At 74.1% G+C, this 23,442-nt stretch carries 20 protein-coding genes; 18 read left to right on the top strand and 2 right to left on the bottom strand.

Annotated elements, in window-relative coordinates; genetic code table 11:
* Window positions 1–9: 9 nt before the first annotated feature.
* Both ACPXCB_RS16935 and ACPXCB_RS16930 read right to left on the bottom strand, forming a co-directional pair.
* Complete coding sequence (locus tag ACPXCB_RS16935; RefSeq protein WP_425876460.1) at window positions 10–1,029, bottom strand: TAXI family TRAP transporter solute-binding subunit; 1,020 nt, start codon at window positions 1,027–1,029, stop codon at window positions 10–12.
* Entirely contained in the window at window positions 1,026–3,242 is a 2,217-nt protein-coding gene (locus ACPXCB_RS16930; protein ID WP_425876458.1) for a TRAP transporter permease, read from the bottom strand. The genes ACPXCB_RS16935 and ACPXCB_RS16930 overlap by 4 nt, the downstream gene beginning before the upstream one ends.
* A gap of 430 nt (window positions 3,243–3,672) precedes the next feature.
* Here ACPXCB_RS16930 and ACPXCB_RS16925 point away from each other — a divergent pair, with 430 nt between their 5' ends.
* The 18 genes from ACPXCB_RS16925 (at window position 3,673) to ACPXCB_RS16840 (ending at window position 23,382) form a co-directional block, all read left to right on the top strand.
* Window positions 3,673–4,605: an ABC transporter ATP-binding protein gene (locus tag ACPXCB_RS16925; protein ID WP_425876456.1), complete on the top strand. Its 933-nt coding sequence runs from the start codon at window positions 3,673–3,675 to the stop codon at window positions 4,603–4,605.
* Window positions 4,606–4,750: 145 nt separating this feature from the next.
* Window positions 4,751–5,293 carry a hypothetical protein gene (locus ACPXCB_RS16920; protein WP_425876454.1) on the top strand — a complete coding sequence of 181 codons (543 nt, stop codon included), beginning with the start codon at window positions 4,751–4,753 and terminating at the stop codon, window positions 5,291–5,293.
* An 87-nt stretch (window positions 5,294–5,380) separates the two neighbouring features.
* Entirely contained in the window at window positions 5,381–6,181 is an 801-nt protein-coding gene (locus tag ACPXCB_RS16915) for an ABC transporter permease (RefSeq protein ID WP_425876491.1), read from the top strand.
* 10 nt (window positions 6,182–6,191) lie between these two features.
* Entirely contained in the window at window positions 6,192–7,001 is an 810-nt protein-coding gene (locus ACPXCB_RS16910) for an ABC transporter permease (RefSeq protein WP_425876452.1), read from the top strand.
* 63 nt (window positions 7,002–7,064) lie between these two features.
* On the top strand, window positions 7,065–8,180 hold the full coding sequence (locus tag ACPXCB_RS16905) for a YihY/virulence factor BrkB family protein (RefSeq protein WP_425876450.1): 1,116 nt from the start codon (window positions 7,065–7,067) through the stop codon (window positions 8,178–8,180).
* A gap of 246 nt (window positions 8,181–8,426) precedes the next feature.
* Window positions 8,427–9,605, top strand: coding sequence for an ROK family protein (locus ACPXCB_RS16900; protein WP_151456164.1), 1,179 nt, complete (start codon window positions 8,427–8,429; stop codon window positions 9,603–9,605).
* Window positions 9,602–11,161, top strand: a complete 1,560-nt coding sequence (locus ACPXCB_RS16895) for a sugar ABC transporter ATP-binding protein (RefSeq protein WP_425876448.1) — start codon at window positions 9,602–9,604, stop codon at window positions 11,159–11,161. Before ACPXCB_RS16900 ends, ACPXCB_RS16895 begins: the two co-directional genes overlap by 4 nt.
* Window positions 11,158–12,282 carry an ABC transporter permease gene (locus tag ACPXCB_RS16890; RefSeq protein WP_425876446.1) on the top strand — a complete coding sequence of 375 codons (1,125 nt, stop codon included), beginning with the start codon at window positions 11,158–11,160 and terminating at the stop codon, window positions 12,280–12,282. Before ACPXCB_RS16895 ends, ACPXCB_RS16890 begins: the two co-directional genes overlap by 4 nt.
* A 121-nt stretch (window positions 12,283–12,403) precedes the next feature.
* Window positions 12,404–13,459, top strand: coding sequence for a substrate-binding domain-containing protein (locus tag ACPXCB_RS16885; RefSeq protein ID WP_425876444.1), 1,056 nt, complete (start codon window positions 12,404–12,406; stop codon window positions 13,457–13,459).
* A 53-nt stretch (window positions 13,460–13,512) separates the two neighbouring features.
* A complete protein-coding gene (locus tag ACPXCB_RS16880) occupies window positions 13,513–14,718 on the top strand; it encodes a Gfo/Idh/MocA family protein (RefSeq protein WP_393165336.1) in 1,206 nt (401 codons plus the stop codon).
* Between the two features lie 485 nt (window positions 14,719–15,203).
* Window positions 15,204–16,364 carry an inositol-3-phosphate synthase gene (locus ACPXCB_RS16875; RefSeq protein WP_425876442.1) on the top strand — a complete coding sequence of 387 codons (1,161 nt, stop codon included), beginning with the start codon at window positions 15,204–15,206 and terminating at the stop codon, window positions 16,362–16,364.
* Entirely contained in the window at window positions 16,348–17,211 is an 864-nt protein-coding gene (locus tag ACPXCB_RS16870; protein ID WP_425876440.1) for an SCO3242 family prenyltransferase, read from the top strand. Before ACPXCB_RS16875 ends, ACPXCB_RS16870 begins: the two co-directional genes overlap by 17 nt.
* Window positions 17,208–18,164: a sugar phosphate isomerase/epimerase family protein gene (locus ACPXCB_RS16865; protein ID WP_425876438.1), complete on the top strand. Its 957-nt coding sequence runs from the start codon at window positions 17,208–17,210 to the stop codon at window positions 18,162–18,164. The genes ACPXCB_RS16870 and ACPXCB_RS16865 overlap by 4 nt, the downstream gene beginning before the upstream one ends.
* Before the next feature lie 35 nt (window positions 18,165–18,199).
* Window positions 18,200–18,802: an EboA domain-containing protein gene (locus ACPXCB_RS16860; RefSeq protein ID WP_425876436.1), complete on the top strand. Its 603-nt coding sequence runs from the start codon at window positions 18,200–18,202 to the stop codon at window positions 18,800–18,802.
* On the top strand, window positions 18,802–19,665 hold the full coding sequence (locus ACPXCB_RS16855; protein ID WP_425876434.1) for a TatD family hydrolase: 864 nt from the start codon (window positions 18,802–18,804) through the stop codon (window positions 19,663–19,665). Before ACPXCB_RS16860 ends, ACPXCB_RS16855 begins: the two co-directional genes overlap by 1 nt.
* Window positions 19,665–20,852, top strand: a complete 1,188-nt coding sequence (eboE, locus tag ACPXCB_RS16850; RefSeq protein ID WP_425876432.1) for a metabolite traffic protein EboE — start codon at window positions 19,665–19,667, stop codon at window positions 20,850–20,852. Before ACPXCB_RS16855 ends, eboE begins: the two co-directional genes overlap by 1 nt.
* On the top strand, window positions 20,849–22,318 hold the full coding sequence (locus tag ACPXCB_RS16845) for an alkaline phosphatase family protein (protein WP_425876430.1): 1,470 nt from the start codon (window positions 20,849–20,851) through the stop codon (window positions 22,316–22,318). The genes eboE and ACPXCB_RS16845 overlap by 4 nt, the downstream gene beginning before the upstream one ends.
* Window positions 22,315–23,382: a polyprenyl synthetase family protein gene (locus ACPXCB_RS16840; RefSeq protein ID WP_425876428.1), complete on the top strand. Its 1,068-nt coding sequence runs from the start codon at window positions 22,315–22,317 to the stop codon at window positions 23,380–23,382. Before ACPXCB_RS16845 ends, ACPXCB_RS16840 begins: the two co-directional genes overlap by 4 nt.
* Window positions 23,383–23,442: the final 60 nt, after the last annotated feature.

Raw genomic sequence — 23,442 nt, 5'->3', positions numbered from 1 at the left:
CGCCGGGGATCAGCGTGCGCCGAGGTCCTGCAACGCCTTGTCCGCGCCGCGGTGCAGCGGTACGGGGTCGGTCTTGCGGGCGTTGTCCAGGCTGATGCCCTTGGCGGCCGGGTTCGCCTGGGCCAGGGCGTCCTTCTTGTCGAACACCGTCCGGGTGATCGCGCAGGCCACGTTCGCGTTGAGGTCCTTGCGGACCAGCAGCACGTTCGGCACCACGATGGTCGGGGTGTCCGCGGGGGTCTTGTAGACGTCCGCGCGGATGGTCCCGGCCTGGTACGCCGGGTTGAGCTCGGTCATCTTGGGCAGCAGCGGGGTGATGTCGATGAACTTCACCTTGTCGCCGGCGGTGGTGAACAGGTCGGTCAGGCCGCCCGTGGGCACCCCGCCCGACCAGAACATGCCGTCGATGCTGCCGTCCTTGACGCCCTCGACGGTCTTGGTCAGGTCGAGCCGCTGCGCCTGGACGTCCTTGGCCGGGTCGAGGCCGGCGGCCTCCAGCAGCCGGTTGGCGATGACCTCGGTGCCGGACTTGGGGGAGCCGGTGGAGATCTTCTTGCCCTTCATGTCGGCGACCGAGTTGATCCCCGAGTCGGCCCGGACGACGACCTGCGTGTAGTTGTCGTAGATCCGGGCGAGCGCCTCGACGGGCTGCGGGCCCGTGAAGCTGCCCTTGCCCTGCACCGCGTTGACCGCCGTGTCGAACAGCGAGAAGGCGACGTCGTACTGCCCGCCGACGAGCTGTTCGATGTTCTGCACCGAGGCGCCGGTCTCGGCGGCGGTGCCGGTCAGCTTGCCCTCGGTCGCCCCGGAGAGCTGACCGGCCAGGGCGTTGCCGACCACGTAGTAGACCCCGGTGGCGTTGCCGGTGGCGATGCCGACGCGGGTGCTGTCGGTGACCTTGCAGGTGATCTCACTGGCGGCGTCGTCCTTGGTCGCGCCGTCCTGACGGCCTCCGCAGCCGGCGGTGCCCGCGGCGACGAGGGCCAGCGCGCCAACCCCCGCGGCGAGCCGCACGTTGATCCGTCTCACTGTTTTTCCTCCCCATGGTTCACCGTTGGTACTGCTGACGGCCCGCCGGTCCGGCCGACGGATCCGCGTCTGACGAGCACGCCCGCCACCATGACGGCAGCCAGGGCGGCGCCGATCGCGACGGGCACGGGTTCGAGCCAGAGCAGCGTGAGCCCGGCGAGCGCGCCGACGATCCGCTCCGGCGCTCCGGCCGGGCCGACGCCGGGCAGCCAGCCGCCCGCCGCGACCGCGAGCACGGCGACGCTGAGGGCGGCGACCGTCGCGGCGACGGCTATCCGCTGCGGGCCCCCGATGCCGAGCAGCCCGAGGCCGGTCGGGGTGACCACGAAGGCGAGCGGGATGAGGTAGGCCGGCAGGGCGTACCGCAGGGTCTGCCACATGGTCGGCACCAGCCGGCCGCCGGTCACCGCGGCGGCGGCGACCGCGGCGAGCGCGGTCGGCGGGGACGCCTCGGACAGCACCGCGAAGTAGAAGACGAACATCGCCGCGGCGGGCGCGGTGACGCCCAGGTCCAGCAGGGCCGGGCCGATGATCACCCAGCCGATCACGAACGACGCGGTGACCGGCACGGCCAGCCCGAGCAGGGTGAGGGCGACGGCGGCGAGCAGCGCGGTGAGTGCCAGCACCACGGCCGGTTCGGAGCTGACGGCCTGGGCCCCGCTGACCAGCAGCGCCGCCGCCTGGGGGCCGAGGCCGGTCTTGGTGGTGGTGGCGGTGATGATGCCCGCGGCGGCGCAGACCGCGCTCACCGCGAGGACCCCGCGCACCCCGGCGCTGAGCGCGGCGAGCAGGCGGGCCGGGGTGAGCCGGTGCCGACGGTCGAGGAAGGACAGCACGGCGGCCAGGATGGTGGCCAGCACCACGGCCTTCGTCGCGGAGAAGCCGACGGCCAGCAGCCCGACGATCGCGAAGAGCGAGAGGAAGTGGTAGCCGAACCGGGCCAGCAGCCGGCCGGCGGAGGCCGTGTCGATCACCACCGGCCGTACGCCCGAGCGCCGGGCGTCGATCTCGACCGCGAGGAGGATGCCGAGGTAGTAGAGCACCGTCGGGACGGTCGCCCAGCCGAGTACCTGGAGGTACGACACGCCGAGGTACTCGGCGATGATGAAGGCCGCCGCGCCGAGGGTGGGCGGGGAGAGGATCGCCCCGACGCCGGCCGCGGCGAGCATGCCGCCCGCCCGCTCCGGCGGGTAGCCGGCGCGGCGCAGCACGGGCCAGGTGACCGCGCCGATGCTGACGGTCGTCGCCGCGCCGGAGCCGGAGACGGTGCCGAGCAGGAACCCGGAGGCGACGGCGGTGCGCCCGGCGGCCGTGCGCGAGCGCCGGAAGGCGGCGGCGGAGAGTTCCACGAAGAACCGGCCGGCCCCGGAGAGGTCCAGCACCGCACCGTAGATGGTGAACAGCACGATGTACGTCGCCGCGACGTCGAGCGGGGTGCCGTAGAAGCCGCTGTCGGAGTTGTAGAGGCCGTCGACGATCTGCCCGAAGTCGAGGCCGGCGTGGGCCACCGGCCAGGACTGGGGCAGCAGCCCGCCGTAGTAGCCGTAGCCGAGGAAGACCACGCAGACGGCCGGCAGGATCCAGCCGGTGGTGCGCCGGCACGCCTCCAGCAGCAGGAGCAGCAGGACGGTGCCCATCGCCACGTCCATGCCGGCGAGCAGGCCCTGCCGGTCGAGGAAGGCGTCGTACCCGCCGCCGCCGTCGCCCAGGCCGACGGGCAGCACCGGGTAGAGGCAGCTGACCAGCGCCGCGCCGGCCAGGATCCAGTCCGGCAGGGTGGGGCCCCGGCGCTTGGGGCGCTCCGCCGGGACCGCGTCGCCCGGCCCGGTCGCGTCCGTGCGGCGCAGCCGCCGGGGCAGGCGCAGATCCGCCGGGTACGCCATGAAGACCATCGGCAGGATGCCGGCCAGGAAGATGACCAGGTAGAACTTGCTCCCCTGTGGCAGCGGGTAGAACACCTGCCAGAGGGCGAGCAGCGCGACCGCCAACGTCGTTCCGGTGACCAGCACGCCGATCGGCCCGGAGAGTTCCCGCCCGGGCTTTTCGTCCTCGAACTGCGCGGCGAGTTCCCGTGGATCGGGCGCGGCACCGTCTGGATCGGACCGATTGTCCGTCTCGGGCGGCAACGGAACCGGACCGCCATCCGGGGTGGACTCGGGGCCCACGGTGGACGGCTGCGGGGCGGGTTCGCCGGAGGAACGCACTGGTGGCACGAGGGGGCACGATACGCGAATTAGATACCGGGCGGAACATTGCTGATCATGATTGCAGCCAGTAATTAATTGGGACTCATGATTACGCAGAGAGACTGTAATTGGGTCCGGATATGCGGCAGGATGCACGCCCTGATTGGTAAGAATGCGGCAAGCCGGAAGCAAGCCGTATCCGATGCGTCCACTCTGGTCCGGTAGCAGCACGTTTCCGGCCCACCCTCGCGTGGCCGTCACCGCGCCGCCGGCACCGTACGGGGCCATGACGCAGGGTAGTTTTCGTCGCTCTCCGTTGCCGGATGGGCCCTGACCAGGGCGCCTGTACCCCTACCGCCCGGCCCCTATCACTCCGGCGACGGACCCGTCCGGATCCGGTGGGGTGGCTGGAACCGGTCCGGTGGGAGCTGTCGGAGCCGGAGGTTAGGGTCGGGCGATGACCACGGCTCCACCACTCATCCAGGCGCGAGCGCTGGTGAAGCGGTTCGGCGACTTCACCGCCGTCGACGGCATCGACGTCGAGGTGCGGGCCGGCGAGGCGTTCGGCTTCCTCGGGCCCAATGGCGCCGGCAAGTCCTCCACCATGCGGATGATCGGCTGCACCTCCCCGCCCAGCGGCGGCGAGCTGCGCATCCTCGGCATGGACCCGGTGCGCGACGGGCCGGCGATCCGGGCCCGCCTCGGCGTCTGCCCGCAGCTCGACAACCTGGATCCCGAGCTGACCGTCCAGGAGAACCTCACCACCTACGCGCGCTACTTCGGCATCTCCCGCCGGGTGGCCCGGGCGCGGGCCGCCGAGCTGCTCGACTTCGTCCAGCTCACCGAGCGGGCCGACAGCAAGGTGGAGCCGCTCTCCGGCGGCATGAAGCGGCGGCTGACCATCGCCCGCGCGCTGGTCAACGAGCCCGAGATCGTCCTGCTCGACGAGCCGACGACCGGCCTGGACCCGCAGGCCCGGCACCTGGTGTGGGAGCGGCTGTTCCGGCTCAAGCAGCAGGGCGTCACATTGGTCCTCACCACGCACTACATGGACGAGGCGGAGCAGCTCTGCGACCGCCTGGTGGTGATGGACGGCGGGCGGATCGTCGCCGAGGGCTCGCCCCGGGCGCTGATCGACCAGCACTCCACCCGGGAGGTCGTCGAGCTGCGGTTCGCCGCCGAGTCCCAGGAGGCGTTCGCCGGCAAGCTCGACGGGCTGGGGGAGCGGGTCGAGGTGCTGCCCGACCGGATCCTGCTCTACGTGCCCGACGGCGACGCGGCCGTCGCCGAGGTCGGCGAGCGGGGGCTGCACCCGGCCAAGGTGCTGGTCCGGCGCAGCAGCCTGGAGGACGTCTTCCTCCACCTCACCGGCCGCACCCTGGTCGACTGACCGCGGTCCGGTCGCTCGTCGTCGGTCACTCGCGATCCGGTGCTGGTCGTCCGGCGCGACCGGCTGGGTGCGGTGGCGCCGGCCGTTACGTAGCATCGGCGGGCCGGCGGCACGTCGACCGCCCGGCGACGCACACGGGGGTGTCATGTCGAGGTTGGAGTTCCAGTCCCGCCGCCAGGCCGGGCTGGCCGCGCTCTATCTGGGCGTCTTCGCGACGATCTGGTTCAGCGTGCCGGCCGCCGAGCAGCCGCTGCGCGCCCTGCTGGTGGTCGCGAGCGGCGCGGCCCTGGTCACGGCGGTGATCGGCGCCGTCGTCGTGGCCCGCAGCCGGGGGGCCGGGGGCGTCGCCCACGACCGTGCCGCCGACCGCCGCTACCTCCTGATCGTCCTGGCCGAGTTCGCCGCCGCCGGGCTCGGCGCCGTCGTGCTCGCCCTCGTCGGCTGGTCGGAGTTCATCCCGGTGCTGGTCGGCGCCGCCGTGGGGCTGCACTTCTTCCCCCTCGTCCCGGTGCTGCGCGACCCGCTGCTGTGGCCGCTCGGGGTGGCGGTGTGCGCCGTCGCCGTGGCCGGGCTGGTCACCGCGCTCGTCTCGGCGGTGCCGGCGGGGCTCGTCGTCGGCACCGGCACCGGGCTGCTGCTGCTCGCCTACGCGGTGCAGGCGCTGCTGCGCGCGGCCCGGCAGCGCTGACGGGGCGACGGAGTCGCCGGCCTGTCGTACCCGCCAGGTAGGAAGGCCGTGGTGGACGCGGAGCGAGACGGGGGTGGTCGCGTGAGCGTGGCGCAGTCGGCGCGGGAACGCGCGCGCCCGAGGTTGCCGCGGGTGCCGGCGCTCGCGGTGCTGGCCCACCATCTCGTCGCCTACCGGCGCACCTGGCGGGCGGGGCTCTTCTCGTCGTTCCTGCTGCCGGTACTGACCGTCCTCGGCTTCGGCGTCGGCGTCGGCTCCTACATCGACCAGGGCATCGACGGGGTGAGCTACCTCGACTGGATCGTGCCCGGCCTGATCGCGTCGACCGCGTTGCAGACGACCGTCAGCGAGTCGACGTGGCCCGTGTTCGGCAACTTCCAGTGGGTGAGGACCTACTTCGCGCAGAGCGCGGCGCCGCTGCGGGTGGGCGACATCCTCGGCGGGCACCTGGCCTTCGTGGTGTTCCGGGTGGTCACCACCGTCGCGGCGTTCCTGCTGGTGACGGCCCTGTTCGGGGCGCTGCGGTCCCCGTGGGCACTCGCCGCGCTGCCAGTGACGGCGCTGCTCGGGCTGGCGGTCGCCGCGCCGACCTTCGCGTACGCGTCGGTGGTCTCCGTCGACAGTTGGCTCGCGATGCTGCTCCGCTTCGCGGTGATCCCGATGACGCTCTTCGCCGGCGTGTTCTTCCCCGTCGAGTCGCTGCCCCTGGCGCTGCGCTGGCTGGCGTACGCGACCCCGCTCTGGCACGGCGTGGACCTGTGCCGGGCGGCGGCGCTCGGCGTCGCTCCGCAGTGGTCGGTCGCCGGCCACCTGCTCTACCTCGCGGCCTGGGCGGTCGGCGGCTGGCTGCTGGCCCGGCACGCGTTCCGTCGCAGGCTGGTCGTCTAGGAGGGTCGCAGTGGTCGGTCTCGTCCTGCCCCGGCTGGTCGCCGTCTCCGCCGCGTCCCGCCGTTCGGTCTCCGTGGCCGAGCGCAACGTCGCGGCCCTGAAGACCGTCTACTGGCTGCTGCTCGTCTCCGGGTTCGTGGAGCCGCTGCTCTACCTGCTCTCCATCGGTGTCGGGGTCGGCGCGCTGGTCGGCGACCTCACGCTGCCCGGCGGCGAGGTCGTCACCTACGCGGCGTTCGTCGCCCCGGCCATGCTCGCGTCGTCGGCCATGTCCGGCGCGCTGTCGGAGACGACCTTCAACTTCTTCGGCAAGATGAAGCAGATGAAGCTGTACGACGGGGTGATCGCCACCCCCGTGCAGCCGTTCGAGATCGCGCTGGGGGAGCTGCTCTGGGCGATGCTGCGCGGCAGCGCATACTCGGCCGCCTTCCTGGTGGTGATGGTGGTGATGGAGCTGACCACCGTGACGCGGGCGCTGGTCGCCTTCCCGGCGGCCGTGCTGGTCGGCTTCGCCTTCGGCGCGCTGGGCATGGCGATCACCACCTTCATGCGCAGCTGGCACGACTTCGACCTGATGTCGGCGGCCCAGTTCACCCTCTTCCTCTTCTCCGGCACGTTCGTCCCCGCCGAGGCCTACCCGGCCGCGCTGCGCTGGGCGGTGGAGGTGACGCCGCTCTACCGCGCGGTGCACCTCATTCGCGGCGTCTCGGTGGGCGCGGCCGGCTGGGAGTGGGTGCTCGACGTGCTCTACCTGCTGGGGGCGATGGCCCTGGGGCTGCTGGTCGCCTCGCGCCGGATGGGCAGGTTGCTCTACGGCTAGGGGTTAACGGTGGCCGCTGCCTGGGCATGTCGAGGGGACTGACACCGACCACGAGGAGGGGCGATGGCCTCCGACGAGTCCTCCACCCGCAGCGGACGCGACCGCGACGATTCCGGGGCGGCGGCCGGCCGGGTGGGCGACCGCCGGACGGGCCGCGCGGACCGGGGATCCGACCCTGTTCGTGCCGAGCGGCACCGCCCGGGTCGCGGCCCGGTCGGGCCCGACGAGGGTCCCGACAGCCCGACCGAGCTGCCGGGCGCCGGTTGGAAGGCCGCGCTGCGCCGCACGGTGCGGGAGTTCCAGGACGACAGCCTGACCGACTGGGCGGCGGCCCTGACGTACTACGGGGTGCTCTCCATCTTCCCCGGCCTGCTGGTGCTGGTCTCGATCCTCGGCCTGCTCGGCCCACGCGCCACGCAGGGCGTCAAGGACACGGTCAACGACGTCGTCCCGCAGGACAGCATCCGGCAGATCGTCGAGGGGGCGATCGACCAGGCGCAGCAGAGCGGCGGCTTCGCCGGCTTCGCCGCGATCCTCGGTCTGCTCGCCGCGTTCTGGTCGGCGTCGGGTTACGTCGCCGCGTTCATGCGCGCCTCCAACACCATCTACGACGTGCCGGAGGGGCGGCCGATCTGGAAGACGCTGCCGATCCGCGTCGGGGTGACCGCGGTGATCGGCGTGATGCTGCTGGCCAGCGCGGTGATCGTGGTCTTCACCGGTGGCCTCGCCGAGCAGGTCGGGGAGGCGATCGGGTTGGGCTCCACGGCGGTGACCGCCTGGAACATCGCCAAGTGGCCGGTGCTGCTGCTCCTGGTGAGCCTGATGTTCGCGATCCTCTACTGGGCCTCGCCGAACGCGCGGCACGGCGGCTTCCGCTGGGTCAGCCCCGGAGGCGTACTGGCGGTGGTCATCTGGTTGGTGATCTCGGGCCTGTTCGCCCTCTACGTCAGCAACTTCGGCTCGTACAACAAGACGTACGGGGCGCTCGCCGGTGTGATCGTCTTCCTGATCTGGCTGTGGCTGAGCAACATCGCGATCCTCCTCGGCGCGGAGTTCGACGCCGAGCTGGAGCGCAGTCGCGCCATCGAGGCGGGTCACTCCCCGGACGAGGAGCCGTACGTCGAGCTGCGCGACGACCGCAAGCTCAAGAAGAAGCGCAACGCCGCCAATCGCAGCTGACCGCGTCGCCCGTCCGCACCCACCGCCGCCCCGCCACCGTCCCCCGGTGGCGGGGCGACGGCGCTCTTCGGCCAGCTCCGGAGCCCTGCGCTTTTCCTGATCCTCCCGATGCTTTTGCTCGATCGGACAAAAGTTCGCGTCAAATCGGCCGAAGCTCTGGACACGTGACACGGAACACTCCTACTGTGTCGGCACGACACCTCGGCATCACGTCGATGTGAACGAGCCCGCGAAGAGGTGAGTCCGGTGCGGACGGTCGACCCCCTGCACGTACGGCTGCTGCGGCTGCTCCGTGACGAGGGGGCGGTGTCCCGGGCCGAGCTGGGCGACCGGTTGCAGATGCCCCGTCCCCGGCTGCTGGCTGAGCTGGAACGGCTCGTCGCCCTCGGCTACGTCGCCGAGGCGGGGCTGGCGGCCTCCCGGGGCGGTCGCCGTTCCACCCTGGTCGAGCTGAGCCCGCGCCTGCGCTTCGCCGCCGTCGACCTCGGCGCCAGCTCCATCGACGTCGAGGTGGTCAACGGCCGGCTGGAGCCGGTCGCCGCGTACGCCGAGGCGGCCGACATCCGCACCGGCCCGAAGGTGATCCTCCAGCGGGTCAACGAGCTGCTGCACAAGGCCCGGGTGGACGGCGCCTACGAGCGGCTCGACGCCGTCGGCATCGGGGTGCCCGGCCCGGTCAGCTTCCGCGACGGCGTGCCGGTCTCCCCGCCGATCATGCCGGGGTGGGACCGGTTCCCGGTGCGCGAACTGCTCACCCGCGAGCACGGCTGCCCGGCCGTGGTCGACAACGACGTCAACATCATGGCCATCGGGGAGCGGCACGGCGGGGTCGCCCACTCTGTGGACGACTTCCTCTTCGTGAAGATCGGCACCGGAATAGGGTGCGGGATCTACCTCAGCGGCGAGGTCTACCGGGGCACCGACGGCTGCGCCGGGGACATCGGCCACATCCAGGTCGACGCGCAGGGCCCGATGTGCTCCTGCGGCAACATCGGCTGCCTGGAGGCCCTGTTCAGCGGGGCCGCGCTGGCCAAGGACGCGACCGCCGCCGCGCGCAGCGGGGTGTCGCCCGCGCTGGCCGAACGCCTCGCCGCACGCGGCGCGGTGACCGCGCTGGACGTCGCCGGGGGTGCCGTCGAGGGGGACGTGACGTGCATCCAGCTGATCCGCGACGGGGGTCGGCGGGTGGGTGGGGTCCTGGCCGGGCTGGTCAGCTTCACCAATCCGTCGATGATCGTGATCGGCGGCGGGCTCGCCCAGCTCGGGCACATCCTCCTCGCCGAGATCCGCAGCGTCGTCTACCGCCGGTCGCTGCCGCTGGCCACCGGCAACCTTCCCGTCGTCCTGTCCGAGCTGGGCCCGCGCGCCGGCGTCGCCGGCGCGGCCGTGCTCGCCAGTGACGTCGCCTTCGCGGAGGCATCATGAGTGAGCAACTGGTCGGGACACCCGCCGACGCCGTCGCGGGCGAGGTGGTGCTGCGCCTCACCGACGTGGTCAAGACCTTCCCGGGCGTACGGGCCCTGGACGGGGTGCAGCTGGAGGTGCGCGCCGGCGAGGTGCACTGCCTGCTCGGGCAGAACGGCGCCGGCAAGTCCACCCTGATCAAGGTGCTCGCCGGGGTGCACCGGCCCGACTCGGGGCTCGTCGAGTGGCGGGGCGAGCCGACCACCTTCGCCAACCCGCAGGCCGCCATGCGCGCCGGCATCGCCACCATCTACCAGGAACTCGACCTGGTCGAGGACCTCTCGGTCGCCGAGAACGCCTTCCTCGGCCACGAACCGCGCCGGTTCGGCTTCGTCCGGCGGGGCGCCATGGCCCGGCACACCCGGCAGATCCTCGGCCGGCTCGGCCACGCCGAGATCCCGCCCGGACGGATGGTGCGCGCGCTGCCCGCCGCCGGCAAGCAGATCGTCAGCATGGCCCGCGCGCTCTCCCACGAGGCACGGCTGATCATCATGGACGAGCCGAGCGCCGTGCTGGCCCACGACGAGGTGGGCAACCTGTTCCGGATCATCCGGGAGCTGACCGCGCAGGGCATCGCCGTCATCTACATCTCGCACCGGCTGGAGGAGATCCGCGAGATCGGCGACCGGGTCACCGTACTCAAGGACGGCCGGACCACCGCGGCGAACCTGTCGGCCCGCGACACCCCGACCCGTGACCTGGTCAGCCGGATGACCGGCCGCACCATCGAGTACGTCTTCCCGGACCGCCCGGCCGGCGCGGCGGGCGGCGCGGAGCTGCTCACGGTCGAGGGGCTGACCCGGGCCGGCGAGTTCGCCGACGTCTCGCTCGACGTCCGGGCCGGCGAGATCGTCGGCATCGCCGGGCTGGTCGGCTCGGGACGTTCCGAGCTGCTGGAGACCATCTACGGCGCGCGCCGTGCCGACGCCGGCTCGGTGCGGATGGCCGGCCGGGCGCTGCGCCCCGGCAGCGTCGGCGCGGCGGTGCGGGCCGGCATGGGGATGGCCCCCGAGGAGCGCAAGAGCCAGGCGCTGCTGCTGGGCGAGCCGATCTACCGCAACGTGACCCTGGCGACCTTCGCCCGCTACGCCCGCGCCGGGTTCACCGACGCCGGACGGGAACGGGCCGAGGCGGACCGGATCGCCGAGAGCCTGGAGCTGCGCCCCCGCGACGTACGCCGGCCGGTGCGCACCCTCTCCGGCGGCAACCAGCAGAAGGTGGTGGTCGGCCGCTGGCTGCTCGGCAACACCCGGCTGCTGCTGCTCGACGAGCCGACCCGGGGCGTCGACGTCGGCGCCCGGGCGGAGCTCTACCAGGTGATCCGGGGGCTGGCCGCGCGCGGCGTCGGGGTGCTGCTGGTCTCCAGCGAGGTCCCCGAGGTGCTCGGCCTGGCCGACCGGGTGCTGGTGATGCGGGAGGGGCGGGTCGTCCACGAGGCCCCGGCCCGCGAACTCGACGAGAACACCGTGCTCGACCTCGTCATGGCGGGGTCCCTGATGGAAGGCGCTCCGGCATGACCGAGGGTCCTAATCCCACCGTGGCGCCGGAGCGGGCGGCGCAGCTGCCGGCGCAGTCGCCGCCGGTGGACCCGGCGCAGACCGGGGCGGCCGTCGACAAGGTGGCGGCACCGGGCCGGATCTCCTGGTGGCGGGGGGACGGCGGCGAGGGCGCCCGCCGCAACCTCGGCCTGATCGGGGTGCTGGCCGTGCTCGTCGTGATCGGCGCCCTCACCCGCTCCGACCTCTACTCCAACCCCGACTGGGTGTGGGACAACGTCCTGAGCATCCTCAAGCTGGCGGCCGTGGTCGGCGTGGTCACCGTCGGCATGACCTTCGTGATCATCGGCGGCGGCATCGACCTCTCCGTCGGCGCGATCGTCGCGCTGGCCGGCGTCTGGTGCACCACGGTGGCCACCCAGAGCTACGGCGCCGGCGGCATGATCTTCAGCGCGCTCACCGTCGGGCTGGCGGTCGGCCTGGTCAACGGGCTGCTCATCTCGTACGGCCGGCTGGTGCCGTTCATCGCGACCCTCGCCATGCTGGTGGCGGCGCGGGGCCTGGCCGCCGAGATCTCCGACAAGCAGACCCAGGTGTCGGACAACGGCTTCATCAACGGCCTCGCCAGCAACAGCCTGCTGGGCATCCCGCTGCTGGTCTACATCCTCGCCGCCGTGGTGGCCGCCGGCTGGGTGCTGCTCAACCGCACCACCTTCGGCCGGCGTACGGTCGCCGTCGGCGGCAACCCGGAGGCCGCCCGGCTCGCCGGCATCAACGTCCGGCGGCACACCGTGCTGCTCTACGCGCTCTCCGGGCTCTGCTGCGGGATCGCCGCCATCATGCTCACCGCCCAGGCCAACTCGGCGCAGGCGGCGATGGCGAACCTCTACGAGCTGGACGCGATCGCCGCCGCGATCATCGGCGGCACGCTGCTCAGCGGCGGGCGGGGCACCATCATCGGTTCCCTGCTCGGGGTGGTCATCTTCGCCACCATCACCAACCTCTTCGCCATCAACGGCCTCTCCACCGAGGCCCAGAACATGGTCAAGGGCGGCATCATCGTCGCAGCCGTCCTGGTCCAGCAGGTCCAGTTCCGCAGCCTCACCCAGTTCCTGAGCCGCAACCGGCTCACCACCACCTGACCCGCACCGCACCGACCGCGCGGCATCCGGGCCACCTGAGCGAGGGTGGCCGGGCACCGCACGCGCTCTTCCGTCCCGCACCGCGAGATTTCCTCCACCACCGTCAACCCAGGAGGTCGTCATGACCCAGCACAGTCGCGACATGTCGCGTCGCCGGCTGCTCTTCGGCGGGGCCGCCGTCGGCGCCGGCGTGCTGCTCGCCGGCTGCACCAGCAACGAGACCAAGCCGACCGAGGCGCAGACCAAGGCGGCGGCCGCGCCGGGCGGCAACAACGAGCCCGGCAAGCGGGTCGTCATCGGCTTCTCCGCGCCGGCCGCCGACCACGGCTGGATCGCCGCCATCACCAACAACGCCAAGGCGCAGGCCGGGGCGTACTCCGACGTGGAGTTCAAGTCGGTCGAGGCCGGCGCGGACGCGGCGGCCCAGCGGGCGGCGCTGTCCACGCTGATCTCGCAGAAGCCGGACGTGATCGTGCTGCTGCCGCACGACGGCAAGGAGCTCAACGCGTTCGGGCTGGAGGCGATGAAGGCCGGCGTCCCGGTGGTCAACCTGGACCGGGCCTTCCCCGACGCGCGGGCCTACCGGCTCCAGATCAAGGGCGACAACTACGGCATGGGCGTGGCCGCCGCCACCTACATGATCGAGCAGTTCAAGGCCAAGGGCGTCACCAACCCGGTGATCGGCGAGATCGCGGGCATGGACGAGCTGGAGCTGACCCAGGAGCGGTCGAAGGGCTTCGTCGACACCCTGACGGCGGGCGGCTTCAAGGTCGCCAACCGCCGGGCGGCCCGGTTCACGGCCGACTCGGGGCAGCAGGAGGCGGCGCAGCTGCTCCAGGCCCTGCCGAAGATCGACGCGCTCTGGAACCACGACGACGACCAGGGCATCGGCGTGCTGGCCGCGGTCAACCAGAGCGGCCGCAAGGAGTTCTTCATGGTCGGCGGCGCCGGCTCGAAGAAGGCGATGGAGGACATCCAGGCGGACAACACGGTGCTGAAGGCGACGGTGACCTACAGCCCCTCGATGGCCTCCTCGGCCATCTCCCTGGCCCGGCTGATCGGCCAGGGCAAGGGCATGTCCGACCTGGTGGAACTCCAGGTGCCCAAGGAGATCATCCTCGCCTCCGAGACGATCACCAAGGAGAACGCGGGCAGCTACCTCAAGCTCGGGTTCTGATACACGGGGGGAGACCCACCTTGTCCACGACAGACAGAGAACTGCGGGTCGGCATGGTCGGCTACGCGTTCATGGGCGCCGCGCACTCGCAGGCGTGGCGCACCGTGAACCGGGTGTTCGACCTGCCGGCGCGGGCCCGGATGTCGCTGATCTGCGGCCGGGACGCCGGGAAGGTGGCCGACGCCGCCGACCGGCTCGGCTGGGACGCGTACACGACCGACTGGCGCGACCTGATCGCCCGGGACGACATCGACGTGGTCGACGTCTGCACGCCCGGGGACAGCCACGCCGAGATCGCCCTCGCCGCGCTGGCCGCCGGCAAGCACGTGCTGTGCGAGAAGCCGTTGGCCAACACGGTCTCCGAGGCCCGCGCGATGGCCGCCGCGGCGGTCACCGCGCAGGCCGCCGGGGTGCGGTCGATGTGCGGGTTCAACTACCGGCGGGTGCCGGCGGTCGCGATGATGCGCCAGCTCGTCGCCGACGGGCGGCTCGGGGTGATCCGGCACGTCCGGGCGACGTACCTGCAGGACTGGATCGTGGACCCGCAGTTCCCCCTGGTGTGGCGGTTGCAGCGGGACAAGGCCGGCTCCGGCGCGCTCGGCGACATCGGCGCGCACATCATCGACCTGACCCAGTACGTCACCGGCCGCCGGATCACCGGGGTCAGCGCGGTCACCGAGACGTTCGTCAAGGAGCGGCCGCTGCCGGCCGGGTCGAGCGGGCTGGCGGCGACGGTGGACGGGGCGACGGCCGACGGCAATGGTGCCGACGGCCACCGCCCGGCCACCGGGGCGGTCACCGTCGACGACGCGGCGGTCTTCGTGGCCCGGCTCGACGGCGGCGTGCTGGCGACGTACGAGGCGAGCCGCTTCGCCACCGGACGCAAGAACGCCCTCCGGGTGGAGATCAACGGCTCGCTGGGCACGGTGGCCTTCGACCTGGAGCGCCTCAACGAGCTGGAGTTCTACGACGCGACGCGACCCGCCGCCGAGCAGGGTTTCAGCCGCATCCTGGTGACCGAGGGGGAGCACCCGTACATGTCCGCGTGGTGGCCGCCCGGCCACCTCATCGGCTACGAGCACTCCTTCACCCACCAGATGCGGGACTTCGTCGAGGCGGTCGCCACCGGCGTCGACCCGGCGCCCTCCTTCGTCGACGGGTTGCAGGTCCAGCTGGTGCTGGACGCGGTGACCCGGTCGGCGGAGCTCGGCTCCTCGTGGACCGAGGTGGAGCCGGCCCTGGCCACGGTCGCCGCCTGAGCCGACTCCGGCACCGACCGGCGAGGGACCGGCCGCGGTTGCGCCCCGCGGCCGGGACGAGGTCGGAGCCGGAGGACGTGCGGCCGGGCCGGCGTGGCCCGGTGACGCACGAGCAGAACGGTCGTCCGGTGCGGCCGGACCGGGATTCCCCGGTCGCACCGGAGGGCCGTCACCACCCGGCGATCCTGCCGGGCCGTGTCACCCCACGACGTCCGGTCGGCGCGCGCCGTCGTTCCGACCGGCGGATGCGGGGGAGGCAGGGACGGGACGCCGACCGGCCCTGCCTGCCAGCCCCGTCCGTCCGTGCCCGTGCCGGGATCCGGGCCGGGGTCGTCGCCGCCGACGTCGACACCGGACCGGTGGGTTCCTCCCGGGGCGGCCGGCGGACGGGGCCCATCCGCATAGATGCGTATCTTTCTGAACAAACTTCTGATATCTATATAACTCAATGCACGGCTGGTTCCTCCTGATCGGGAAGGAGCACCATGCGTACGGGTGTCTGGCTGGTGGGAGCACGCGGCTCGGTCGCGACCACCAGCATCGTGGGGGCGCTCGCCCTGCGGTCCGGGCTCACCGGCCCGACCGGCTGCGTCACCGAGCTGCCCGACCTGCGCGGGCCCGCCCTGCCGGCCTTCACCGACCTGGTCCTCGGCGGGCACGACGTCGTCACCACCCCGCTGGGGAAGCGGGCCGAGACCCTGGCCGCCGCCGGCGTGCTGCCCGGCCGGCTGGTCGCCGCCCTCCCCGACGAGCTGGCCGCCGTGGAACGCGAGCTGCGTCCGGCCCCTGCCGGCGGCACCCAGGCGGACCGGGCCGCCGCGACCGTACGCGACCTCACCGACTTCCGCCGCCGGCACGGGCTGGACCGGGTGGTGGTGGTCAACGTCTCGGCCACCGAACCCGCCGCCCGCCCGCACCCGGGCCACGCCGACCCGGGCGCGCTGGCCGCCGCGCTCGCCGGCCCCGACGAGGTGCTGCCGCCCAGTTCCCTCTACGCGTACGCGGCCGTGCGGGCCGGCTGCCCGTACGTCGACTTCACCCCGTCCACCGGGCTGCGGCTGCCGGCCCTGGTGGCGCTGGCCGCCGAGTGCGGGATCCCGTACGCCGGGCACGACGGCAAGACGGGGGAGACGCTGGTCAAGTCCGTGCTCGCGCCGATGTTCGCGATGCGGCACCTGGCGGTGCGCTCCTGGTCCGGGGTCAACCTGCTCGGCGGCGGCGACGGCGCTACCCTCGCCGACCCGGCGGCCAACGCGGCCAAGGTGGAGAGCAAGCAGCGGGTGCTCGGCGAGACCCTCGGCCACCTGCCGCAGGGCGGCACCCGGATCGAGTACGTCGAGGCGCTGGGCGACTTCAAGACCGCCTGGGACCTGATCACCTTCGCCGGGTTCCTCGGTACCGGGATGCGGATGGAGTTCACCTGGCACGGCTGCGACTCCGCCCTGGCCGCGCCCCTCGTGCTCGACCTGGCCCGACTCACCGCCGCCGCGCACGCCGCCGGCCACGCCGGCCCCCTGACCGACCTCGCCTTCTTCTTCAAGGACCCGCTCGGCACGTCCACCCACTCGCTGGCCGACCAGTGGACCCGACTGTGCGGCTTCGCCCGCCGGCTGCACGCGGGAGGCACCGATGCCGCGCCTCGCTGACCTCGCCGAACTGGTCCGGGCGCCGGCCGCGCTCTCGGTGCCCGGGGACGTCGTCGCCGGCGCGGCCGCCGCCGGGGCGCTCGGGCGGCGTACGCCCGCGCTGGCCGCCGCGTCCGTCCTGCTCTACTGGGCGGGAATGGCCGCCAACGACTGGGCCGACCGCCGCCTGGACGCCGTCGAACGCCCCGAGCGGCCCATCCCCAGTGGCCGGGTGGCCCCCGGGGCCGCGCTCGGCCTCGCCGCCGGGCTCACCGGCGCCGGGGTCGCGCTGGCCACCGCCGCCGGGGGCCGGCGCGCCGCGACGGTCGCGGTCCCGCTCGCCGCCGCCGTCTGGGGGTACGACCTGGCGGCGAAGTCGACAGCCGCCGGCCCGGCCGTGATGGCCGCCTGCCGGGGGCTGGACGTCCTCCTCGGCGCCACGGGCGGACGGGCGCTGCGGGCGGTCCCGGCGGCGGTCACCGTGGCCGCGCACACGTGGACGGTCACCGCGCTCTCCCGCCACGAGGTCACCGGCGCCGGCGCCGCGCTGCCGCTGCGTACCCTCGCCGGCACCGCACTGGTCGCCGCGGGCGCCGCCGTCCGGTCCCGCCCCGACCGGGCCGCGCTGCCGGCGCTGCCGGCGCTGCTGGCCGGCTGGTACGCGGCCCGCTACGGCGCCGCCCAGGCCCGGGCGGCGGCCGACCCCCGCGCCGGGCGGGTGCGGGCGGCGGTGGGGGCCGGGATCACCGGGCTGCCCGCGTTGCAGGGCGCCCTCACCGCACGCGCCGGGGCCGGGCTGCTGGGGCTGGCGGTGGCGGCGGCCGCGCCGCTCGGCGGCCGGCTCGCCCGAAGGATCTCCCCGACATGACCGCCCCGACCCGTCCCGCGCCGGGCCCCCGGGCCACGGCGGTGGCCGGCGCGGCCGACGGCGACGGCGGGCTCCGGTTCGGCTACGGCACCAACGGGTTCGCCAACCACCGGCTGACCGACGCGCTCGCCGTCGTCGCCGACCTGGGCTACCAGGGCGTCGCGCTCACCCTGGACCACGACCACCTCGACCCGTTCGCGCCCGCGCTGGCCCGCCGGGTGGCCGCCGTCGCCCGCCGGCTCGCGGCGCTCGACCTCGCCGTGGTCGTCGAGACCGGCGCCCGCTACCTGCTCGACCCGTGGCACAAGCACGCCCCGACGCTGCTGCACGACGACCCGGCGCGGCGCGTCGAGTTCCTGCGCCGGGCCGTGCGCATCGGCGCCGACCTGGGCGCGGAGGCCGTCTCCCTCTGGTCCGGCGTACGCCCCCAGACGGTGCCGCCCGCGACCGCCTGGGACCGGCTGGTCGCCGGCTGCGCGACGGTGGTCGACGCCGCCGAGGCGGCCGGCACGACGCTCGGCTTCGAGCCGGAGCCGGGCATGCTGGTCGAGGACATCGCCGGCTGGCGCCGGCTGCGCGGCGCGCTCGGCGATCCGCCCCGCTTCGGCATCACCCTCGACATCGGGCACTGCCGCTGCCTGGAGCCGCGGCCGGTCCCCGAGTGCGTACGCGAGGTCGGCGCGTACCTGGTCAACGTGCAGATAGACGACATGCGCCGGGGCGTGCACGAGCACCTGGAGTTCGGCGCGGGGGAGATCGACTTCCCGCCCGTGCTGCGGGCCCTGGGCGACGCCGGCTACCGGGGCCTGGTCGCCGTGGAGCTGCCCCGGCACTCGCACGCCGCCCCCGCCGTCGCGGCCCGCTCGCTCGACTTCCTGCGCGCCGCCGCGAAGGAGGCGGCGCGTCCGGGACCGGGTGCCACGGCGAAGGAGGCGGCGCGCCGGCAACGGTGACGGGGCCACGTCGGCAGCACGAGGGAGGAGACGGAATGACACCGGTTTCACTGCGGGCCGCGCTGCGGGGCGTACCCGAATTCGACTGGCTCGACGCGGCGCTGCGGCGGGTGGCGGCCGAACCGGCGACGATCGACCGGTTCTTCCCGGCCGCCGGGCGGCGCTGCGGTCGGGCACCGCTGCCCGGGGCACCCGGCTGGAGCGCCGACGAGGCGGCCCGGGCCCTGCTGCTGGCCGCGCTGCCGACCGACCACGCGACCCACGCCGGGACCCGCTACCGGCAGGGCGACGCCGCCGAGAAGCGGGCCGTGCTCAAGGCCCTGCCGCTGCTGCCGGTCGGCGCGGCCGGGACGCCGCTGCTGCACGACGCGATCCGCACCAACGACACCCGGCTGCTGGCCGCCGCCCTCGGCCCGTACGCCCGGCACCTCGACCCGGCCGCCTGGCGGCAGGCGGTGCTCAAGTGCGTCTTCACCGGCGTGCCGCTGGCCGTGGTGCACGACCTCGACGCCCGCGCCGACGGCGAACTCGCCGCGATGCTCGCGTCGCTGGCCGCCGAGCGGCAGGCCGCCGGGCGCGCCATGCCGGCGGACGCGATCGACCTGCTCACCCGGCTGCGCGAAATCCAGGAGGCCTGATGCGCATCTTCGACCCGCACATCCACATGACCTCGCGGACCACCGACGACTACGAGCGGATGGCCGCCGCCGGGGTCCGGGCGGTGGTGGAGCCGGCGTTCTGGCTCGGTCAGCCCCGCACCAGCCCCGCCTCCTTCGCCGACTACTTCGACTCGCTGGTCGGCTGGGAGCCGTTCCGGGCCGGGCAGTTCGGGATCCGCCACCACGCCACGGTCGCGCTGAACCCGAAGGAGGCCAACGACCCGCGCTGCCGCCCGGTGCTCGACCTGCTGCCGCGCTACCTTGACAAGGACGCCGTGGTGGCGGTCGGCGAGATCGGCTACGACTCGATGACGCCGGAGGAGGACGAGGCGTTCGCCGTCCAGCTCGCCCTGGCCGTGGCCCACGACCTGCCGGCCCTGGTGCACACCCCGCACCGGGACAAGGCCCGGGGCGTCGAACGCAGCCTCGCCGTGGTCGCCGAGTCCGGCGTCGAGCCGGGCCGGGTGGTGCTCGACCACCTCAACGAGGTGACGGTGGGGCTGGTCCGCGACACCGGCTGCTGGCTGGGCTTTTCCATCTATCCCGACACCAAGATGTCCCCGCCGCGCATGGTGGAGTTGCTGCGGGCGTACGGGACCGAGCGGGTGCTGGTCAACTCCGCGGCCGACTGGGGGCGTTCGGACCCGCTGCTCACCCGGGCCACCGGGGAGGCGATGCTGCTGGCCGGCTTCACCGACGACGACGTGGACCGGGTGCTGTGGCGCAACCCGGTCGAGTTCTACGGCCAGTCCGGTCGGCTCGACCTCACGGACCTGGAGCACGCGGCCGACGCGGCGGCCGGCACCTGGGCCGGCAACTCGATCCTGCGCGGCGGAAGCTGATGCGACTGCGGCACGCCGGCGGCGACACCGTCCACCTCGGCTACTGCACCAACGTGCACCCCGCCGAGGACCTCGCCGGCATCCTGCGCCAGTTGGACACCCACGCCGTGCCCGTACGCGAGGCGCTCGGCGCCGACCTGCTCGGCCTCGGGCTGTGGCTGGCCGCCCCGGTCGCCGCCGAGTTGGCCGCCGATCCGGCCGCCCGTCGCCGGCTGCGAGCCGCGCTGACCGCCCGGGGGCTGGAGGTGGTCACGCTCAACGGCTTCCCGTACGCGGCCTTCCAGGCGCCCGTGGTCAAGGGCGACGTCTACCACCCGGACTGGACGACGTCCGCGCGGCTCGCGTACACCCTGGACCTGGCCCGGGTGCTCGCCGACCTGCTGCCCGACGACGCGGCCCGGGGCTCGGTCTCGACCCTGCCGCTGGCCTGGCGGCGGCCCTGGGACGCCGCCCGCGCGGACGCCGCGCGCCGCCGGCTCGACCAGCTCGCGGCCGGTCTCGCGGCCGTCGAACGGGCGACCGGCCGGAGCGTCCGGGTCGGGTTCGAGCCGGAGCCGGGCTGCGTGGTGGAGAGCACCGGCCAGGCCGTCGCGGCCCTGTCCGGGGTGGACACCGACCGGCTCGGCGTCTGCCTCGACCTCGCCCACCTCGCCTGCGCCTGGGAGGCGCCGGCCGAGGCGCTGGCCCGGCTGCGCACGGCCGGGCTGCCGGTGGTGAAGGTGCAGGTCTCGGCCGCCATCGAGGCGCCCGCCGGGGCGACGCCGGCGCTGCGCCGCTGGGTGGAGCCGCGCTTCCTGCACCAGACCCGCGCGGCCGGCTGCGCGGGGGCGGCCGACCCCGCCGATCCCGCCCACGCCGCCGACGACCTGGACGCCGCCCTGGCCGCGCGGCTGCCCGGGCCGTGGCGGGTGCACTACCACGTGCCGCTGCACGCCTCGCCCGAGCCGCCGCTGGGCGCGACCCTGCCGGTGCTGCGCGCCGCGCTGGCCGCGCTCTACGCCGGGCCGGAGGCGGGCTGCGACCACCTCGACGTCGAGACGTACACCTGGGGGGTGCTGCCGGCCGCGCGGCGCCCGCGCACCGACGCGGAACTGGCCGCCGGCATCGCCGCGGAGCTGGCCTTCGCCCGCGCCGAGCTGGTCGCCCTGGGCCTGGCGCCCGCACAGGGCAGCGAGGTGACGACATGAGCCGGCGGCTGGTGGTGCTGGACGTGGTGGGGCTGACCCCGCGCCTGCTGGCGCACATGCCCCGGCTGCGCGCGGTCGCCGACGCCGGCTTCCGCGCGGAGCTGGGCACGGTGCTGCCCGCGCTGACCTGCCCGGTGCAGTCGACGTTCCTCACCGGGGAACTCCCGGCCGGGCACGGGATCGTCGGCAACGGCTGGTACTTCCGGGACCTCGGCGAGGTGCTGCTCTGGCGGCAGCACCACGCCCTGGTCGGCGGCGAGAAGCTGTGGCAGGCGGCCCGCCGGGTCGAGCCGGGCTTCACGGTCGCCAACGTCTGCTGGTGGTACGCCATGGGCGCCGACGTGGACTGGACGGTCACCCCCCGCCCCGTCTACCGGGCGGACGGGCGCAAGGAGCCGGACTGCTACACCGACCCGCCGGAGCTGCACGACGCCCTCACCGGCAGGCTCGGCACCTTCCCGCTGTTCAGCTACTGGGGGCCGGGCGCCGGGCTGGCGTCGTCGGCGTGGATCTGCCGGGCCGCCGAGCGGATCCTCGCCGACCACGCGCCGGACCTGACCCTGGTCTACGTCCCGCACCTCGACTACGACCTGCAACGTCACGGCCCCTCGTCGCCCCGGGCCGCCGCGGCGGCGGCCGAGCTGGACGGGGTGCTCGGGCCGCTGCTGGACGCCGCCCGCGCCCGCGACGCGACCGTGGTGGTGCTCTCCGAGTACGGCATCACCGACGTCTCCCGGCCGGTCGACGTCAACCGGCTGCTGCGCGCCGAGGGGCTGCTGCGGGTGCACACCCAGGCCGGCATGGAGTACCTCGACCCGTGGACCTCGCGGGCCTTCGCGGTGGCCGACCACCAGGTGGCGCACGTCTACGTCCGCGACCCGGCCGACGTGCCGGCGGTGGCGGCGCTCTGCGCGGGGCTGCCCGGGGTGGCCGAGGTGCTCGACGCCGACGGCCGGGCCGCGCACGGGCTGGACCACCCGCGCGCCGGGGAACTGGTCCTCGTCGCCGAGCCGGACGCCTGGTTCACCTACTACTACTGGCTCGACGACGCCCGCGCGCCCGACTTCGCCCGGCTGGTGGAGATCCACCGGAAGCCGGGTTACGACCCCGCCGAGCTGTTCTTCGACCCGGCCGGGCCGGGTGCGGCGAAGCGGCGGGCCGCCGTGGCGCTGGCCCGCAAGAAGCTCGGGATGCGCTACCTGATGAGCGTGGTGGGGCTGGACGCCGGCGCCCGGGCGGTGCGCGGGTCGCACGGCCGGCTCCCGGCCGATCCGGCCGACGGGCCGGTGCTGCTCTGCTCCGATCCGTCCGCCGTCCGGGACCGGGTCGCCGCGACCGAGGTCAAGGCACTCCTGCTGGAGCTGGCGGGGCTGGCGCCGCCGGCGATCCCCGGCACGGTCCCGCCGTCGCCGCCGGCCGCGCCGCCCGCCCCGCCGCCGGCCGGGCCGTCCGGGGAGGAGCCGTGACCGCCGTCGTCGCTCCGACCGACACGAGCGGGCTGCGGGCCCGGTTCGACGCCGCGCTCGCCGCCTTCCTCGACCGGCAGGGCCGGGACTGGCCGGACGGCGCGCCCCGGGGCGTCTTCACCGCGCTGCACCGGTTCGTGCTGGCCGGCGGCAAGCGGCTGCGCCCGCTCTTCTGCTACTGGGGATGGCGGGGCGCGGACGGCCCCGACGGCGCCCCGATCGTGACGGCCGCCGCCGCGTTGGAGCTGTTCCACGCGTTCGCGCTGATCCACGACGACATCCTGGACGGCAGCGACCGGCGCCGGGGCGGCCCGTCGGTGCACCGGCTCTTCGCCGACCTGCACGCCCGCTCGTCCTGGCGCGGCGACCCCGAGGCGTACGGGCGCAACACCGCGCTGCTCTGCGGCGACCTCTGCGCCGCCTGGTCCGACCAGATGTTCCACGAGTGCGGCCTGGACGCGGGGCGGGTGCACCGGGGATACGCGGTCTACGCGTTGATGCGCACCGAGGTCATCGCGGGGGAGTACCTGGACCTGGTTTCCGGGGTGGGTGACGGGTCGGTGGCGAGCGCGCTGACGGTTATCCGGATGAAGGCGGCCCGCTACACCGTCACCCGGCCGTTGCAGATCGGGGCGACGCTGGCCGGGGCCGGGCCGGAGCTGCTCGCTGCGCTGGCCGAGTTCGGCGACCCGCTGGGCGACGCGTTCCAACTGCGCGACGACGTGCTGGGGGTCTTCGGCGACCCGACGGTCACCGGCAAGTCGGTCCTGGACGACCTGCGGGAGGGCAAGCCGACGGTGATGATGGCGCTGGCCCGCGGCGCCGCCGACCGGGCGCAGGCCGCGCGGCTGCGGGAGCTGTTCGGCAACCCGGCGCTCGACGGTGACGGCGCCGCCGAGCTGCGGAAGATCATCGAGGGCACCGGGGCCCGCGAGCGGATCGAGGAGATGATCCGGGTACGCGCGGAGGCCGCCCTGGCGGCCCTGGGGTCCACCCCGGTGACCGCCGGGGCCCGTGCCGCCCTGACCACCCTCGCCGCCCAGGCCGTCGACCGTCCCCATTGAGTCGCGGCTCCGTGCGGGCGGCGACTTTTGACGGGACCGACGAAAGTTGGTGCCGAATCG

The sequence above is a fragment of the Micromonospora sp. DT62 genome, from assembly GCF_049847285.1.
Classification (GTDB): Bacteria; Actinomycetota; Actinomycetes; order Mycobacteriales; family Micromonosporaceae; genus Micromonospora; species Micromonospora reichwaldensis.
Note: the sequence above shows the minus strand (reverse complement) of the source record. Positions and strands in the feature narration are given on the sequence as shown.